This window comes from Flavobacterium sp. EDS, from assembly GCF_020991525.1.
Taxonomy (GTDB): domain Bacteria; phylum Bacteroidota; class Bacteroidia; order Flavobacteriales; family Flavobacteriaceae; genus Flavobacterium.
The window spans coordinates 22,669-39,445 of record NZ_JAJMOZ010000018.1; the positions used below are offsets into that span (position 1 = coordinate 22,669).

General features: G+C 31.0%; 16 protein-coding genes. 4 read left to right on the plus strand and 12 right to left on the minus strand.

Going from position 1 to position 16,777, the window contains the following annotated elements:
- The first annotated feature begins 162 nt into the window (after positions 1–162).
- The 3 genes from LPB87_RS18495 (at position 163) to LPB87_RS18505 (ending at position 5,347) form a co-directional block, all read left to right on the plus strand.
- A complete protein-coding gene (locus LPB87_RS18495; protein WP_230728862.1) occupies positions 163–2,505 on the plus strand; it encodes a TonB-dependent receptor in 2,343 nt (780 codons plus the stop codon).
- A gap of 25 nt (positions 2,506–2,530) precedes the next feature.
- Positions 2,531–3,763 carry a DUF4374 domain-containing protein gene (locus tag LPB87_RS18500; protein ID WP_230728863.1) on the plus strand — a complete coding sequence of 411 codons (1,233 nt, stop codon included), beginning with the start codon at positions 2,531–2,533 and terminating at the stop codon, positions 3,761–3,763.
- Between the two features lie 207 nt (positions 3,764–3,970).
- Complete coding sequence (locus tag LPB87_RS18505) at positions 3,971–5,347, plus strand: PepSY-associated TM helix domain-containing protein (RefSeq protein WP_230728864.1); 1,377 nt, start codon at positions 3,971–3,973, stop codon at positions 5,345–5,347.
- A 92-nt stretch (positions 5,348–5,439) separates the two neighbouring features.
- On the opposite strand, the gene LPB87_RS18510 is transcribed toward LPB87_RS18505, so the two are convergent.
- From LPB87_RS18510 to LPB87_RS18565, 12 genes are all read right to left on the minus strand, one after another.
- Positions 5,440–6,825, minus strand: coding sequence for a HAMP domain-containing sensor histidine kinase (locus LPB87_RS18510; protein WP_230728865.1), 1,386 nt, complete (start codon positions 6,823–6,825; stop codon positions 5,440–5,442).
- The gene (locus tag LPB87_RS18515) at positions 6,822–7,502 is read right to left on the minus strand and encodes a response regulator transcription factor (protein WP_129538892.1); all 681 of its coding nucleotides are present in this window, start codon (positions 7,500–7,502) and stop codon (positions 6,822–6,824) included. Before LPB87_RS18515 ends, LPB87_RS18510 begins: the two co-directional genes overlap by 4 nt.
- A 348-nt stretch (positions 7,503–7,850) precedes the next feature.
- Positions 7,851–9,821, minus strand: a complete 1,971-nt coding sequence (locus LPB87_RS18520) for a thioredoxin family protein (protein ID WP_230728866.1) — start codon at positions 9,819–9,821, stop codon at positions 7,851–7,853.
- Between the two features lie 71 nt (positions 9,822–9,892).
- A complete protein-coding gene (locus LPB87_RS18525) occupies positions 9,893–10,375 on the minus strand; it encodes a TlpA disulfide reductase family protein (RefSeq protein WP_230728867.1) in 483 nt (160 codons plus the stop codon).
- 151 nt (positions 10,376–10,526) lie between these two features.
- Entirely contained in the window at positions 10,527–10,886 is a 360-nt protein-coding gene (locus tag LPB87_RS18530) for a hypothetical protein (protein ID WP_230728868.1), read from the minus strand.
- A 339-nt stretch (positions 10,887–11,225) separates the two neighbouring features.
- On the minus strand, positions 11,226–12,032 hold the full coding sequence (locus tag LPB87_RS18535; protein WP_230728869.1) for a hypothetical protein: 807 nt from the start codon (positions 12,030–12,032) through the stop codon (positions 11,226–11,228).
- A 3-nt stretch (positions 12,033–12,035) separates the two neighbouring features.
- Positions 12,036–12,563 carry a heavy metal-associated domain-containing protein gene (locus tag LPB87_RS18540; RefSeq protein ID WP_230728870.1) on the minus strand — a complete coding sequence of 176 codons (528 nt, stop codon included), beginning with the start codon at positions 12,561–12,563 and terminating at the stop codon, positions 12,036–12,038.
- 1 nt (position 12,564) lies between these two features.
- The gene (locus LPB87_RS18545) at positions 12,565–13,053 is read right to left on the minus strand and encodes a TlpA disulfide reductase family protein (RefSeq protein ID WP_129538886.1); all 489 of its coding nucleotides are present in this window, start codon (positions 13,051–13,053) and stop codon (positions 12,565–12,567) included.
- Between the two features lie 30 nt (positions 13,054–13,083).
- Positions 13,084–13,446 (minus strand): copper chaperone, encoded by a 363-nt coding sequence (locus LPB87_RS18550; RefSeq protein WP_230728871.1) that lies wholly within the window; start codon positions 13,444–13,446, stop codon positions 13,084–13,086.
- Between the two features lie 158 nt (positions 13,447–13,604).
- Positions 13,605–13,961 carry a hypothetical protein gene (locus LPB87_RS18555; protein WP_230728872.1) on the minus strand — a complete coding sequence of 119 codons (357 nt, stop codon included), beginning with the start codon at positions 13,959–13,961 and terminating at the stop codon, positions 13,605–13,607.
- Positions 13,962–14,219: 258 nt separating this feature from the next.
- Positions 14,220–14,663, minus strand: a complete 444-nt coding sequence (locus tag LPB87_RS18560; RefSeq protein ID WP_230728873.1) for a hypothetical protein — start codon at positions 14,661–14,663, stop codon at positions 14,220–14,222.
- A gap of 91 nt (positions 14,664–14,754) precedes the next feature.
- Positions 14,755–15,492: a hypothetical protein gene (locus LPB87_RS18565; RefSeq protein ID WP_230728874.1), complete on the minus strand. Its 738-nt coding sequence runs from the start codon at positions 15,490–15,492 to the stop codon at positions 14,755–14,757.
- Positions 15,493–15,908: 416 nt separating this feature from the next.
- On the opposite strand from LPB87_RS18565, the gene LPB87_RS18570 reads away from it, so the two are divergent.
- Complete coding sequence (locus LPB87_RS18570; RefSeq protein WP_230728875.1) at positions 15,909–16,649, plus strand: JAB domain-containing protein; 741 nt, start codon at positions 15,909–15,911, stop codon at positions 16,647–16,649.
- Positions 16,650–16,777: the final 128 nt, after the last annotated feature.

The following is a 16,777-nucleotide window of genomic DNA, read 5'->3' on the forward strand; positions in this document are numbered from 1 at the left end:
AATAATAATCCTTTTTTACAAAATAATAATCCGTTTTTCCCTATAATTAATAGGATGAGTGTTGGTACTTTTGCGACAAAGTTATTTATAATTAGTCTAAATAAAAATATGTCAACTCATAAAATTTCATTTTTCAGTGTATTTTTTTTAATATCATCTTTTTTGTCAGCCCAACAAAATAAAGGGATAGTAGTATCAGGTCAGGTTACGGAGGATTCAGGACAAAGTATTCCGTTCGCAACAGTAAGTCTTGAAAAAACAGATTTTATAATTATGTCCGATGAAAACGGAAAATATAATTTTAAGAATGTTAAAGCAGGAAATTACATTTTAAAAGTTTCTGCAATTGGCTTTACAACTTCAAAAAAACATATAGAAGTTAAGGGGATAAACGAAATAATTTTCTCAGTTCGTTTACAAAGCGAATTAAACGAATTAGAGAATATAACGGTGATGGGACGTACCCAAACCGAAAAAGTAAATAAGCAATCGTATAGTGTAACTGCCATTGATGCTAAAAAGCTCCATAATTCTACACTAGATTTATCGCATGCATTAGATAGAGTTTCTGGTGTTCGTGTTCGTGAATCAGGTGGAGTAGGTTCTAAGTCTGAGCTTTCTATTAATGGGTTTTCAGGCAACCAGATAAAACTCTTTATTGATGGAGTACCGATGGATAATTTTGGTTCATCGTTTCAATTGAATAATATTCCCGTAAATCTTGCAGATAGAATTGAGGTTTACAAAGGTGTAGTGCCTATTTGGTTAGGAGGAGATGCACTTGGTGGAGCAATTAATATTGTTACAAATTCTAAACCTCGTACCTATCTTGATGCTTCTTATTCTTTTGGTTCATTTAATACACACCGTTCCACTATAAATGCAGGCTATACTGCCAAGAGTGGTTTTACTACTGAAATTAATGCTTTCCAAAATTACTCAGATAACAACTATTGGGTAAATGTAGATGTAGCAGATTTAAAAACGGGACAGTATTATCCAAATCAGCGTGTAAGAAGATTTCATGATAAATATCGTAATGAAACTGTAATTTTTAATATTGGTGTGACAGGTAAAAAGTATGCTGATAAATTATTATTTGGTTTTACAGCAGGAGAAAATAAAGCGGACATACAGACAGGAGCCCGTATGGTTAGTGTATTTGGTCAGGTTTATAGAAAAGGAAATATCTTGATGCCAACAGTAAAATATCAGGTGAAAGATTTCTTTACAAAAGGATTGGATTTTAGTGTGACTGGTAATTATAATTTTGGAGAAGAACAAAATGTTGATACGGTTTATAGAAGATACAATTGGTTTGGAGATTATATAGAATTAGAAGGTTTAGGAGGAGAGCGTAGCCGAACATTACGTAAGTTCAAAAATAATAATGGAATTGCTACAGCTAATGTTACTTATAGTTTAGGCGAAAGACATTCGTTTATGTTGAATAATACGTTTAATACTTTTGATCGTAAAGAAAGTGATGAATTAGTTCCAGAATCATTACTATATAAACAGCCTAAAAAATCTCAAAAAAATATTTTAGGAGCAGGTTATAAATTTGATTATAACGAAAAATGGAGCACTTCGGTATTTATTAAAAATTATTCTTTGAGAAATACCTATTCAGAGAGTTATAACCCTTCTGGGAATTGGGGTGATATTGCTTATATACAACATGTTGATAATAAAAGTTATTGGGGATATGGTGCAGCGAGTAGCTATTACTTAAAACATAATTTACAAATAAAAGCTTCTTTTGAAAAAAGTTATAGACTACCAGCCCCAGAGGAAATTTTTGGGAGCGTAAATGATAATTTATATGGAAACATTGGTTTAAAACCAGAACAGAGTGAAAATTTTAATCTAGGGCTTAGTTATCAAACTAGCTTTAAGAAAGCAAATGCGATAACATTTGATGTAAATCTTATGTATCGTGAAGCTGCCGATTTTATTCGACCTGAGCTGAATTTAAATCAAACTATGATAACTAATGTTAATCAAAAAGGAGTTTCAAATTATGGAATTGATACAGAGATAAGATATTCTTATAAGAATAGATTTACTGCTGGTGTAAACATGACATATCAAAATCTTCGTAACAATATAAAATATGAGCCAGGTAAGGAAATAGTCTCTTTAAATTATAAAGACAGAGTTCCTAATATTCCTTTTCTTTTTGGGAATGCAGATGCTACAGTATTCTTTAATGACTTCATAAAAAAGGGCAATAATCTATCTGTTGGTTACAATTTATTATATGTACACGATTATTATTTGTACTGGCCGAGTAGTGGTGGAAAAGTGGGTAAATTCGATATTCCCGCACAGTTTAATCATGATTTAAATGCAGTTTACACTTTTGCTGACGGGAAATATAATATTGCTTTAGAATGCAAAAATGCATTAGACAATAAGCTCTATGACAACTTTTCATTGCAGAAACCAAGTCGATCTTTCAATATAAAATTCAGGTATTTCTTTACCAAATCAAATAAATAATTTAATAAATCAAACAATAATTATCATGAAAAAAAGTAGCACATTAGCAATATTTGCAGCTCTAATAGCTTTTACATCATTCTCTTGTAGCAGTGATTCTGACTCACCAGATGGGGGGACACCAAGTGTAGGGACAGATAAAACAAAATATATTGTTACCGTTACTACAGGAGCTTCTGGAGTGGCAGACTATTTACTAACTACTGATGATGTAACTAAAGGATCGATTACAACTCAAGGTAATGGATTAGAGCAAGATGGTTCGTATCGTTTTTATATTACCAATCAGAATAAATTTTTCAGCTTACTTTATGGACAGGGAAATCCTGGAGCTGTTACTACTTATGCATTGACTGCTGAGGGTAAATTGGCTAAAACTTCTAACTTTCAAGCAGAAACAGTACAGGTTTTTGCAGCAGTAAACAAAGAAATTTTAACGATAAAAATACCAAGAAGTGGTGCGTCATCTATTGCATCTATGTATAGAATTGATGCAACATCTTCGCTTATAGTGGGCGGAGCACAGCAAGATATCAAAAAAGTTGCTAAAAACGGAGAAAGAGCACATTATACATGGGCAACACAGGTAGGCGATAAGGTATATATGCCTTATATGAGTATTAAAGGAGATGGAGTAGACACTTTTGGAACTAAATACCCTGATAGTACATGGGTTGCTGTATATAACTATCCGGAATTAAAATTAGAAAAAGTTATCAAAGACAATCGTACAAGTTATTTAGGAAGTTATTTTTCAAATGGATTAATTCAGGACGAAAAAGGAGATGCATATGGCTTTTCGAGTGCAGCAGCAACAAGTAATAGTGTTATAACTTCTACTAAGCCATCTGCGGTTTTAAAAATTAAAAAAGGAACTACAGAATTTGATCAGTCATATTTCTTTAATGTACAGGAAAAATCTGGTGGACATAAAATATCTTCAAGCAGTTATATCGGTAATGGAAAAGTATTGTTACAAATGTATGGAGATATTGGTAAAGATAGCGGAGTACCTAAATTGGCTGTTGCAGATGTATACAATCAAACTTTTACTTGGGTAACTAGTGCACCTGCTAAAATTAATTCGACTACGACTAGTTATAATATTACTACAGAAGATAATAATTCTATTATACTAGGAATCAATACGCCTGATGGCAATTGGATTTATACAATCAATGGGGCTACCGGAGTGGCTACTAGAGGAATGAAAGTAGAAGGTGGAGATATTACTGCTATCGCTAAATTAAAATATTAAATTGATTTAAAAGGCCATTTCAAATTGAAATGGTCTTTTAATATAAATTTAGGTGATGCTGTTCTAGCATAAAAAAACTTATTTATAATTAGTCTTATTAAATAAAAGTAAATTTATAGATTTGCATTTTAGGACATTATTTTTTGTTGCCCTTACTTTTAGAGCCTTTATGGTTCTTGCTACTTAATTTTTATAGATTTTAAAAATATGTCAACTTCTACTCAAAAAAAGAAAAAAAGTAAAAAATCATTTTTCAAACGCGCCGCGGCATGGCTGCATTTATGGTTAGGATTAGGATCTGGTATCATTGTCGTTATTGTAAGTCTTACTGGCTGTATGTATGTTTTTGAGCATGAAATAAAAGATTTTATGGAGGATTGGCGTTTTGTTACTCCTCAGGATAAAGCGTATTTATTGCCATCGCAACTTATAAGTATTGCTGATAAAGAAATGAAAGGCAAAAAAGCCACAAGTGTTACTTTTGGAGATAAAGATGAAGCAGCAATTGTTGGATATTTTATTCCTAAAAAAGAAAATAAAGAAGACAATAAAGACAAGGAAGAAGAAGCTAAAAAAGAGAAAAAACAAGCAAATTCGAGTAATTTAGCTTCAAATGACAAGCCTAAAGAAAAAGAACCAAAGCGTAAAAAAAGACGAAGCGGTACCACCTTCAATGTATATATGAATCCTTATACAGGGCAAGTTCTTAATGTTAAAGCTATTTCTAGAGAAGACCCCGACTTTTTTAGATTTATGCTTAACGGACACCGTGCTTTATGGTTGCCATATGACATCGGCCGTCCTATTATAGGAGTTGCTATTTTAATATTTGTAGTGATATTAATTACAGGAATGGTTTTATGGTGGCCAACCAAATGGATTAAATCAATTCGAGATAAGAGTTTTAAAATTAAATGGTCGGCTAGTTTTAAACGTGTAAATTATGACATGCATAATGTACTTGGTTTTTATAGCATGATTTTTTTACTGATCATTTCACTAACAGGTTTGGTTTGGAGTTTTGGATGGTTTAGTAAATCATTATATTGGGTAACTTCAGGAGGGAAGCCGTTAGTTGAAAATAGAGAATCACCTAAATCAGATACAACAAACATTAAAGCATTTAATGTTTCTACAGTAGATAAAGTAATGCTGAAATTAGCAAAAGAAAGCCCTCAAGCAGCTGGTATTTTAATATCAATACCCGAAAAACCATCAGATCCTATTGGAGCTTTTGTTTATAAAAAAAGCCATACTTTCTATAATATGGACCGTTATAGTTTCGATCAACAATCACTCAAAGACATCACAATCAAAACCCCATTTTCAGGAAAGTACGAAGAGGCAAGTGTTCCTGATAAAATTCGCCGAATGAATTATGATATTCACGTAGGAGCAGTGTTAGGGATTACAGGGAAAATTTTAGCTTTTTTTGCGAGTCTAATTTCTGCAAGTTTGCCTATTACAGGATTTTTAATTTGGTGGGGAAAACAAAAGTTTAGTAAAAAAGGAGCTACTAAGCCCAAAGTAGCTACAAAGGCAGTAAACGCCCCTAAAATAGTAGAAGAAGAAATGTCATATTAGTTTCTTATTCGAAATAAAATTATTTAGGTGTTAAGAAAACTAGAAGTTAGATTTTAGTTTTCTTAACACCTTTTTTATAAAAATAAAATTAATTAATCGACAGTATTTTTTATACCGTGATAAAGTTCTACAGTAAATATTGTACCCGAATTTTTATCAGATGTAACAGAAATAGTCCCTTTGTGAAGTACAATAATTTTTTGAGTTAGAGATAATCCTATACCATTTCCATCAGCATATATTTTATTTAATCCTCGATAGAATGGTTTAAAAATATGTTTTAAATCCTCTTCTAGAATACCAATACCATTATCGGTAAATTGTAAAATAATCTTTTCCTTTTTTAGTGATATGATAACTTTACTTTGATTGTTTTCTGAGAACTTACATCCATTTTCAAGTAGATTTACAAAAGAGACTTTTAATAAATACTCATTCCCATTAACAGTTATTTGTTCATCATCCTCAAAATCATTTTCGAAATGTATCGCAACACTATAATTTGGATTTGATTTTTGTACCTGTTGTCTCGCATCTAATAAAATCTCATCAATACGAACTTGTTTGAAAGCAATTTCTGAAGGATCATAATTGGCTTTGGCAAAATCAAGTAAACTATTAGATAGTTTTGCTAGTTTTTTAGCGTCTTGCAACGTATTAAGAATAACAATTCTATATTCGTCATTATTACGTTCTCTGTTGGTTGAGAGTTCTAACTCAGTAATAATAGCTGAAAGCGGTGTTCTTAATTCGTGAGAAATATTAGAAACAAATTGTTTTTGAGAATCAAAGGAATTTTCTAAACGATTTAGCATTTTATTAAAAGTAGTTGCTAACTCAGAAACTTCATCTTTACTTTCGTTAGTATATAATCGTAAATGGAGATTTGTAGCAGAAATAGTTTTTGCTTTATCTGTCATTTCAACAATAGGTTCGAATGCTTTCTTAGAAAAAAAACGCCCTGCAATATAAAGGAGTAAAATAGATACGATAAAAACAATAATACAAGTTTCGAGTAAGTTTTGTAATTTTATATATCCAAATTCATCATATGCAGCTGCAGTAATGATGTATTCTTTGCCCTGAAATTTGTATTTCATTCCTATTACCTGCCAATCATTTTGATAAAATTGTATTTCGTCTTTTTGAACAATTTTTTCAATCATTGGTTTTGTTTCTTTAACAACGTCTATATCAACAGCATCATGATATAACAATTGAAAAGAAGTTGTATAAATAGCAACCTCGACTTCATTTAGTGTCGTTCGATTGTTTCTGTAAATGTTTTGTAATGTCTTGCTATCTACTTTGGCATTAAAAAATAAATTGGCTTTAGTAATTGCTTCTTTTTTTAGTAATGCATAAAATTCTTTTTCTCTATTTTCCTTTGCAGAAATCAAGATGATAATGGCAAATACTAATAAAACAGTAGCTGTTGTAAATGTAAATAATAGGGTTAATCGAGTTCTTATTTTCATTCTACTTTCAAAATAAATCCCATTCCAGATCGGGTATGAATAAGCTTTTTATCAAAATCTTTATCAACTTTTTTCCTCAGGTAATTAATATATACATCGATAAAGTTTGTTCCAGTATCAAAATGAGTATCCCATACTTTTTCGGCAATTTCTGTTCGAGATAAAACACGTTCTGAATTTTGGATCATATACTCTAAGAGTTTGAATTCTTTGGGAGTAAGATTTATTTCGATGTCATTTCTCTTCACATTTTTTGTCTGCAAATTCATTTCAAGATTATCATATTTTAAAATGAATCCTGTATTATTTATCGTCCCATTACTTCTTTTTAATAAAGCTCTTATACGAACCAAAAGTTCTCTCATTTCAAATGGCTTTGTCAGATAATCATCGGCTCCAGCATCAAAACCTTCTACTTTATCATCTGTTGTACCCAATGCGGTTAGCATTATAATTGGCAAATCGGGCTTTATCTGGCGTATTTCTCTGCATAAATCCAAACCGTCAAGTTTGGGTAAAACAATGTCAGTAATAATCAAATCATACTGATTATTAAGGGCTAATTTTTTTCCAGAGATTCCATCGTAAGCGAGCGTAGGTGTAAAACCATGCTCATCTAACCCTCTTTGTATTAATTCGGCTACTCTTTGGTCGTCTTCTATTATTAAAATTTTCATCGCCCTAAAGTTACTATTTCATTTCTAGATTAACCTCCAAATGCATAAAATAAGGATAATTTTAATGTTTTGTAATTTTAAGATTGAATGGATCATAAAAAAGCTGCCCAAAATAATTTGAACAGCCTCTTTTTTAAGTTGCAAAGGTACTGAGGTACAAAGGATCAAAGGTTCTGTGACTGAATATTAGTACTGAGCACTTTTTCTGCCACAGATTAAAAAAATTAAAGGTTTAAAAATCCGTTTTTATCCGTGTTTTCGCGATAGCGAATCCGTCTAATCCGCGTTCCTTTTTTTAGTCACAGATTTTAAAACTTTGCGGACTTTGCGGTTAATATTTCCTAGAAACTACTTTTTAAATCCCTCGATTCCAGATTTCAACCATTGCTCGTATTCAACAATGTCTGGTGTATATCCTGCAGGTTTATTTAAACTTTGCTCATTGGTATCTAATACAATATAATAGGGTTGTGCATTTGCTTTATAACGGGTAATCTGAAAGTCACTCCATTTATTTCCTATTGATTTTATCTTTTTTCCAGTTTCCTTAGAAGTATATTGTTCTTCGATAGGTAATTCTCTTTTATCATCAACATATAAAGAAATTAATACGACTTCATTATTTAATATTGATAAAATACGTGGATCGGACCATACATAATCTTCCATTTTTCTACAATTAACACAAGCAAATCCTGTAAAATCTAAAAGAATAGGTTTGTTTACACTTTTGGCGTAAGCCAATCCTTTTTCATAATCAGTAAAAGCTATAATATCATGCGGACCTTTATGAGCACCATCTGGTAAAGCAATTGCAGTAGCAGCACTTTTGTTTGAGCCTCCTACACCATAAGGGGATTCGCTATAAGTCATTGGTGGCGGGAAACCACTTATTAGTTTTAAAGGTGCACCCCATAAACCTGGAATAAGATATATTGTAAATACCAATACCACTAATCCCATAGACAATCTACCTACAGAAATTGAAGTCGTAGGAGAGTCATGTGGCAAGGTTATTTTTCCGAATAAGTAGAATGCCAAAGTACCAAATATTGCGATCCAAATAGCTAAGAATATTTCTCTTTCAAACCAATGTAATTGCAATACTAAATCGGCATTAGATAAGAATTTAAAAGCTAAAGCTAGTTCTAGAAAACCCAAAAATACTTTTACAGTATTTAACCATCCACCAGATTTTGGTAATGTATTTAACCATCCCGGGAACATAGCAAATAACATAAATGGTAATGCCAAAGCAGATGAAAAACCAAGCATTCCTACAATTGGAGCAATTCCGCCCTTAGAAGCTGCCTCGACTAGTAAAGTTCCTATGATTGGTCCTGTACAAGAAAAGGAAACAATTGCAAGAGCTAAAGCCATGAATACAATTCCTAATATTCCTCCTTTATCCGCTTGACGGTCAACTTTATTTGCCCATGAATTTGGAAGCATAATTTCGAAAGCACCTAAAAAAGATACTGCAAATACAACTAGTAAGACAAAGAAAATAATATTAAACCATACATTGGTAGATAATGCATTTAGAGCATCGGCGCCAAATAGTAAGGTAATTACGCTTCCAAGGAAGACATAAATCAAGATGATAGAAACACCATATATAATTGCATTTTTGATTCCTTTGGCTTTGGTTTTACTTTGTTTTGTAAAGAAACTTACCGTCATTGGAATCATTGGGAATACGCAAGGTGTTAGCAATGCTGCAAATCCAGATAAGAATGCAATAAAGAAAATCATATATAGACTAGAATCAGATTCTTTTGATTCTGGTTGTTTTTCTACCGTAGTGGCAACAGCTGTTTTAGTTGTTTTTTCGTTTACAATATCGGCGGCTTGGATTTCTTTTGCAACAAGTGTTTTAAGATTAAACTCAAAATATTTTGTTTCGCTAATACAATTTTCTTTACAAACTTGATAGGAAAGTTCTACTTGTATCGTTTCTTTATCGGGATTAATTTGTTTGATTAATTGAGTAAAAACTACTTTATCTGAAAAGAAGATTTCGTCAACACCAAAAATTTCATTAAAGGCTCGTTTCGTTTCGCTTTCGGTTGCTTTTCCAATAAGTTCATAATTGTTTTTGTTATCATGAAAAAGGAATTCGGCAGGTAGCGGACCATCTTCGGGAGTAAATTGAGAATATACATGCCAGCCTGATTCGATAGCCCCTTTAAAAGAAAGCAAGTATTCAGAGTCGGATTTTTTCTCAATTGAAGCTTCCCATTTTACAGGATTTATAATCTGTGCCTGAACTTTTGCAAAAGCAAAAACCAGTAATAATAAATAAAAGATTTTCTTCATTTTATAAGTTTAATCAGAACGGTTTGTTCTGGTGATGATTTGATTTTAGATCGTGTCTTTTAGTAAAACACTTATTTCTTTTTGATTTGAGCAATTATTTGTGCTTCTGTTGGGTTGATGGCAATTAATTTTCCCGAAGTATTAAAAAGGTAAGTGCTAGGTATTCCTTTTACTCCAAAGATTGCCGCCGATTTGGCATCAAAGCCTTTTGGATCAATCAATTGTGGACTTTTTAGTTTATCTTCTTTAATCGCTTGTAACCATTTTGCTTTACTAATATCTACCGATATCCCAACAATCTCAAAATTTTGCCCTTTGTACTTATCATATAGTTTCACTAAATTTTTGTTGGCTATCCGACAATACGGACACCAAGATGCCCAAAAATCAACTAAAACTGTTTTTCCCGTATAAGAATTTAGTTTGACAGTTTTATTCGTATCATTCTGTAATTGGATATTCGGGAAAGCATCACCTTTTTTAATTTGTGCATTAATAGAAGTGATAGATAATAATACGGTTATTGCTATCAATACAATTTTTATTGAATTCATTGTTTTTGTAATTTTGAAAGAGTTAATTCCAAGACATAACAGTCAACATAACAAATACTGCTATATCCTGAATAGAATTGGTTTTTTTAATGATTTACAGCTTTAAAAATGGTTTTGGATAAAACGCATTTATGGCTGTCGCAAAAGGAATCTAGCTTATTTTTGGCGGAAGCCAAATGGAACGGAAATCTGAAGAAATAAAGATTTCTGAATAATAATAGTTTTGCTTTCTTTCTGAAAAATTAAAAAAAGAATGATTATCTATTTGAAAAGAAATCATTGGTGAATAATAACTACAATAAACTACAGGACAATCGGCAGCACTTTCTATACAACCATTAGGACATCTTTGTTCTTTCGCTTTAACATCTGTTTCTTGACAAGAGGCTTTTAAGTATGTTTTATTTTTAAAACATATCTTTTCTATTTTAATCCCACTGGCAAAATTAAGCGTAGGTCCCATAAAGAAACCAAACGTTATAATTAATAGTATGTAGAATTTTTTTGTCATAAGAAGTACGAAAATAAAATTTAATTATCAGATGGATGTTAATTTTGATGTAAATGTGATACGTTTAATCAGAAGGTTTTGTTCTGATGGTAATTAGACTTTTATAGAAATAAACCTAACAAGTTTTAGAAACCTGTTAGGCTTGGAATGAGATCTGATTTTTATGAGTAAAACGACCTTTTACACAACTATAAAGAGATCTCTATTTTATTCTTTTTCTAATACTTTTTTTTGTTTCACGCAGATCTTATAGATTTAATTTAGATTATAAATAAGTCTACCTGTATCAGCTTAGATCTTTTTTAATCTGCGTGAAAAAAAAATTATCTACAGCTTAAACTATTTCGTTACATTAAAAAAAGTGTACTCCAGTTTTAAGAAAACACCATCAGATGCTGCACGTTGCATTGAGCTATACAATTCTTTTTTGTAAGCAAGGTCAATTCTTGCCTGACTATTAATAATGAACTGAATAGAAGGAACAACATCTAGATATGATTTTCCGTTTTCGGTAATTGTTTGTCCTGTAAATTCAAGCATAGCATTAATATTCGTTTGCTTATAACTTGTATATTTTTTTGGATGCATTAATTTCCCTACCGAAAAGGTATAGTTTACAGCATTTTTACCCAAGGCATCCGGAAAACTATAATCAGGATTGTTAAGCGCACGCACATAACTTACAGAGGAACTTAATGCCACTTTATGAATTAACTGCGTTGCGACTAAACCTGCTTCGTAACCAGAATTTCCATTGGCTAAGTCTATAGCTTCCTGATTGAAGAATGAGTTATTATAACTGTATCGTCCAAAGGCAGCCATTCTAAAATGACTCTGTAAATCATCTACAGAAAAGAATCGGTATTTGGCGTAAAATCCACCACCTTTAACTCCCAATCCGTTTTCTTGGTTGCTAAGAAATGCAGAGGTACGAACCATTAAATTTTTATTTATTCCCCAAGTAACTTCAGGCGTTAAATTGTACATAGAACCGCTTTCGTGTTTGTTATCCATAAGAGATTGTCCAACACGAACCCCGATAGAACCCGCAGGAGCGTTACTAGCAGGTTCGGTTACTACAAATAATTCTTGTGCATCTATATTGTATGAAACAAGGAATAAGAAAACTATTGATAGATATTTCATTTTTTATAGTGCTTTTAAGTAATAATCATCCTCATTTTCTGTAGCGTAACCAGGATACTTAGAATATGATTTAACTAGTTTTTTGTATTCTTTTTGAGTAACAAAACCTTTATCTAAAACTCTGTATTTTGCTTCAGTATGAGCTACAGGGTTTTTAATGTCGATAAAATTATAGGTAGCATCATCAACTTTTAGAGTTGTATTATCCTCGATTTTATCAGTATGAAACTTAGCTGTTAAAACTAGAGAACCTACAAAGAAACCTGCTTTTTCAACGGCTTTTCTTAGTACTTTAGGCTGTAATGAATTGTCTTTTTTGAAGTAAACAGTAAATGTATTTGTATTCAAATCAGTAGCAATGCTATCTACTTCGGCAAAGGATTTTAATTGTTTATTTATGGCATTAGAGCACATAGAACAAGTTAATCCAGTTGCCATTATTTCGGCTTTAGAGATTTGAGAATATGATTTTACACCAGTTAATAATAGTACTAGTGTAACAGCTATGAATTTTATATTTATGGTTTTCATTTTATTTTTTGTTTTTTTTGATTTGTGCAATTATTTGCGCTTCAGTTGGGTTTATAGCAATCAGTTTTCCTGATGCATCAAAAAGATAGGCAGATGGCAAGGCATCAACTCCAAAAGTTACAGCCGTTTTAGCATCAAAACCTTTAGGGTCTATTAATTGCTGGTGCTTCAGTTTATCTTTTTCGATGGCTTTTAACCATTTTGTTTTGTCGATATCTATTGATATTCCAACAATTTCAAAGTTCTGACCTTTGTATTGGTCATATAGTTTTACCAATTTTTTATTAGCCACTCTACAAGGAGCACACCATGAAGCCCAAAAGTCTACCAAAACTGTTTTTCCTTTAAAAGAATTTAATTTTACGGTAGCATTCTTATTGTTTTGAAGCTGAACATCTGGAAAAGAATCTCCTATTTTTATTTGTGCACTTGCTACTGAAACAGTTGCAACAAGGACAAATAATGTGATTATATTTTTTATTTTGAACATGATATTTTGTTTAAATGATTTTGATTAAGACTATTGCGCTTTTTTAGGGCTTGCTTCTCTATCATATTGGCAACATCCGTGTAGTTCATCATAAACAGAATTAGGAGCTGTAAATTTTTCATTATCATATCCAGCATCAGCAACACGTTTTAGTATTGCATCAAGATTAGTTTTCTTGTTATCGTAAGTAATGGTTGCCATTTTAGTATTTTCATTCCAGTTTACTTTGGCTTCTTTATTAACGTTTGCTGCAGTTTCGATAACTTTTTTACACATGCTGCAGTTACCACTAATTTTTACAGTTTCGGTTGACTTATTTTTTATTTGCGCGCTGGCGAAAGTAACTGATAGTAATAGAGTCATTACCATCAATAAATTTTTTATTGAGTTCATTGTATGTATTTTTTTTGGATGAAGTAACCCTAAAATAGAACAGAAAACATAGCAAATACAGCTATTTCTGCAAATAGAATAGGATTAAAAATGTTTTTGATTAAAGCCTTAAAAAAGACTTTTGAATAAGACAGACTTATGGCTGTCAGGAAATAAATCTAGCTTATTTTAGGTGGAAGCCAGATAGAACGGAAATCTGAAGAAATAAAGATTTCAGAATAATAGTAATTTTGTTTTCTTTCAGAAAAACTAAAAAGTGAATTGTTTTCTGTTTGAAAAAGTGCCATTGGTGAAAAACCACAGTTAGCAGTTGTAGAGCCACAAGAATTTCCTGAACAGCTGTTCTCGCAATTGTGTTGTTTTTTATTGGAATGCTTTTTCTTACAACAGTCTTTTGTTGTAGATTCTTTTTTACAACATGACATTTCTTTTTTTGTTCCATGCGCATAAGTAAGCGTTGGTCCCATTAGGAAACCAAGCGTTACGAGTAGCAATATGTAGAACTTTTTTGTCATAGTCGAGAGCAAAGATACTTTTTCTTGACTATCGTAGTTGTTAATTTTTTTATAAACATTTTATTTGGATTGATTTTTCTAGCTTTTTAATATTTGTTTTCTAGGTTAATAATAATTTATTTTGCTTATACTTAGCGTATATTACACCATTTTTGAATATGTAATCTATACCACAATCTTTTAAAGTTTCTTCTATGTTTTTATAAAAATCTGGGGGTATTTCATTTGGTTCTCCAATTGTAGTAGCAGTAGTTTTTTTTATTCAGAAGTATAACCTAAAATATCAAATTTCTTTTTATTTGGATTATATTTTAATCTCACATTAATTTTTTCGGTTCCATTATTTAATACTAAAACATTCTCGGCTTTGGAATCTCCAAAAGGATAATTTAAGTCCCCATTTTTAACTTCTAATTTAAATTTAGAGTTTTGCTTTTTTAATTCATTTATTTTTCCCTTTAGTCCTTTTCCAATAAATACAATATTTTCAGTGGAATCTGTTTTTGATAAATCATTCGTAGTTAATTCTTTTCCAACATTCAAAATTTCATTTTTAGTTGTTTGACTTCCGCAAGAAATAAAAAAGACAAGAATAATAAAACTAAAACATTTCTTTACTAAATACAGTAAAATTACTACTAACTCATCAATATTATTGTCTAATTCTTCTCTTCTTTTATATTCTCCATTAATACTGTTCATTTCTCTTTGTGATTTAAACCTTTCTAGCTTGTTTGTTTTATTCGGTAATCCCAAACTAGCTTTATTTCATGATATTTGTGTTTATTTTTTCTTATTTTAATTTAAGATTTAAATTTCCTGTAGAGGTATATTGAAAGGTTTTATTAAATGTTTGTTGCCATTTGCTTTCCATTCTAAAGGGTCTTGCACCACAATATTTCTCTACCAATAAAGCATCTGAATCCTTAATAGAACCAAACCCAGGGATATAAGCGTCTGCCCCTTTGTGCCAATCATATATGTCCCACCATGTATGGATTATTGTACCAGATAAGGTAAAATAATCTTTATTTTTTGTAATATTAAAATTACATGTTGAAGTTATTGTACTTGTTCCAGACATATAATATAGTTCTCCAAAAATTCCAGCAGTAAACTGTTTATCATAATGATTAGTATATGGTTTAGAATCTCCTATATTTAATTTATTAAGAAACTTTATAAATTTAGTATCATAATCAGTTTCAAAACGTTCAACATTTATGTTTTCTGCTACAATAACTTCGCTTTTACTTCTAAGCCAATGAAAATCTATGTTTTTTGTAGAACCTGTACCATCTAGCCACCATTGCAAGCAATCAGCCGCTTTGTTAAAATTTCTTTCTCTAGCTTTTTCAATCATTTTTATATAATTGGCTTTTAACATTAAGGCTTTTTCTCTTTCATTTAATTGAAGATAAAATTTAATTGCTTTTAGGCTACCTGATTGTCCCCAAAAAGGATCTCCAAATAAGTTGTTATATTCCGAAGACTCTAAATTAGTTTTTTCTTTAAATAGACTACTATTCATATTTCATGGTATTGGTTATTATTCTTTTTTGTAAGTAATTTAGGTTTTTTGTGAAAAACAGCTTAGTTTCAAATATATTACTATTATTCTGATATATTTACTCAATTTTAAAAATAACATTGTGACAAAAAATTAATTAATAACCTAAGTATAATATGGTATTTTATCACGATAGCTATCGGGATTAGATAAAGAAGAAATAATATATTTATTTTTGTTTATTTAATTAACGTTAATTCTTTTGACTTACTTAGTGAATTTGATGGCATTAAAAGTATGCAAATTATTTAGAGTTACACATTCAAAAAAGAAATAATCATCAAAAAAAGACTACAAAACATTTAAAAAACATAGATATTGACTAATAAAAATTTATTATGTTTGTATGTCTTATTAAATTAAAAAGGGTGAAAGAAATGAATGTCAAGATAACAGATAAGGATAAGATTGAAATAGGGGGTGCTCGTGATTTATATGGAATCATGCAGCGTATTTTATTGCGTGAAAATGAAATAGACCGCGAGAAAGAACATTTCTGGATGATAGGGCTTAATATGGCAAACACTATTTTGTATATCGAATTAGTGAGCATGGGCAGCGTAAGAGCTACACAGGTTGAGCCAATGAATGTATATAGAGTAGCTGTGCTAAAAGGAGCAACAAGTGTGCTAGCGGTGCATAACCACCCGAGTGGAAGAATGATACCATCTGATGCCGATAAAGATGTAACAGACAGATTGATACAAGTAGGCAAGATTTTGAATATAGAACTTTTAGATCATCTTATTATTAGTTCAGAGCGATATATGAGCTTTCTAGATACAGGATTAATGGATGAATTAGAGAAAAGTGTAAAATATGTTCCTACCTACCAAATTGAAGAAAGAATCCGTAAACAGGTGCTGGAAATAAAAAAAGAAATGGAGAAAACCATAAAGGAAAAAACAGATAAGCTTAAAGAGACAAATAAAAAATTTAAAGAAACAGCTGATAAATTTAAAGAAACTGCTCAAACTGAAAAGTCGTTGAGAATTGAAACTGAAAATAGAGTTGTAGCTAATCTATTAGATAAAAATATGACAGTCGAAGAAATAGCTGCTATTTTGAATCTTACCTTAAAAGAAGTAGAGAAAATTAGTAAAAACAGAAAATTGTAATTGTTACAAAACTTTTTTTGAACCAGATTAAGTTCCAAATAAAAAACAGCTAAAACCAAAGATGGTAAACACATACATTACCAAGGTAGATACTACTACGGGTAGTTATATCGATTTTGGATGTAATA

Coding starts and splice junctions, on each gene's coding strand:
- LPB87_RS18525 (WP_230728867.1), bottom strand. CDS start 10,375: ATGAATTCAATAAAAATTGTATTGATAGCAATAACCGTATTATTATCT.
- LPB87_RS18550 (WP_230728871.1), bottom strand. CDS start 13,446: ATGAACTCAATAAAAAATTTATTGATGGTAATGACTCTATTACTATCA.
- LPB87_RS18570 (WP_230728875.1), top strand. CDS start 15,909: ATGAATGTCAAGATAACAGATAAGGATAAGATTGAAATAGGGGGTGCT.
- LPB87_RS18540 (WP_230728870.1), bottom strand. CDS start 12,563: ATGAAAACCATAAATATAAAATTCATAGCTGTTACACTAGTACTATTA.
- LPB87_RS18500 (WP_230728863.1), top strand. CDS start 2,531: ATGAAAAAAAGTAGCACATTAGCAATATTTGCAGCTCTAATAGCTTTT.
- LPB87_RS18505 (WP_230728864.1), top strand. CDS start 3,971: ATGTCAACTTCTACTCAAAAAAAGAAAAAAAGTAAAAAATCATTTTTC.
- LPB87_RS18545 (WP_129538886.1), bottom strand. CDS start 13,053: ATGTTCAAAATAAAAAATATAATCACATTATTTGTCCTTGTTGCAACT.
- LPB87_RS18515 (WP_129538892.1), bottom strand. CDS start 7,502: ATGAAAATTTTAATAATAGAAGACGACCAAAGAGTAGCCGAATTAATA.
- LPB87_RS18510 (WP_230728865.1), bottom strand. CDS start 6,825: ATGAAAATAAGAACTCGATTAACCCTATTATTTACATTTACAACAGCT.
- LPB87_RS18530 (WP_230728868.1), bottom strand. CDS start 10,886: ATGACAAAAAAATTCTACATACTATTAATTATAACGTTTGGTTTCTTT.
- LPB87_RS18565 (WP_230728874.1), bottom strand. CDS start 15,492: ATGAATAGTAGTCTATTTAAAGAAAAAACTAATTTAGAGTCTTCGGAA.
- LPB87_RS18520 (WP_230728866.1), bottom strand. CDS start 9,821: ATGAAGAAAATCTTTTATTTATTATTACTGGTTTTTGCTTTTGCAAAA.
- LPB87_RS18555 (WP_230728872.1), bottom strand. CDS start 13,961: ATGACAAAAAAGTTCTACATATTGCTACTCGTAACGCTTGGTTTCCTA.
- LPB87_RS18560 (WP_230728873.1), bottom strand. CDS start 14,663: ATGAACAGTATTAATGGAGAATATAAAAGAAGAGAAGAATTAGACAAT.
- LPB87_RS18535 (WP_230728869.1), bottom strand. CDS start 12,032: ATGAAATATCTATCAATAGTTTTCTTATTCCTTGTTTCATACAATATA.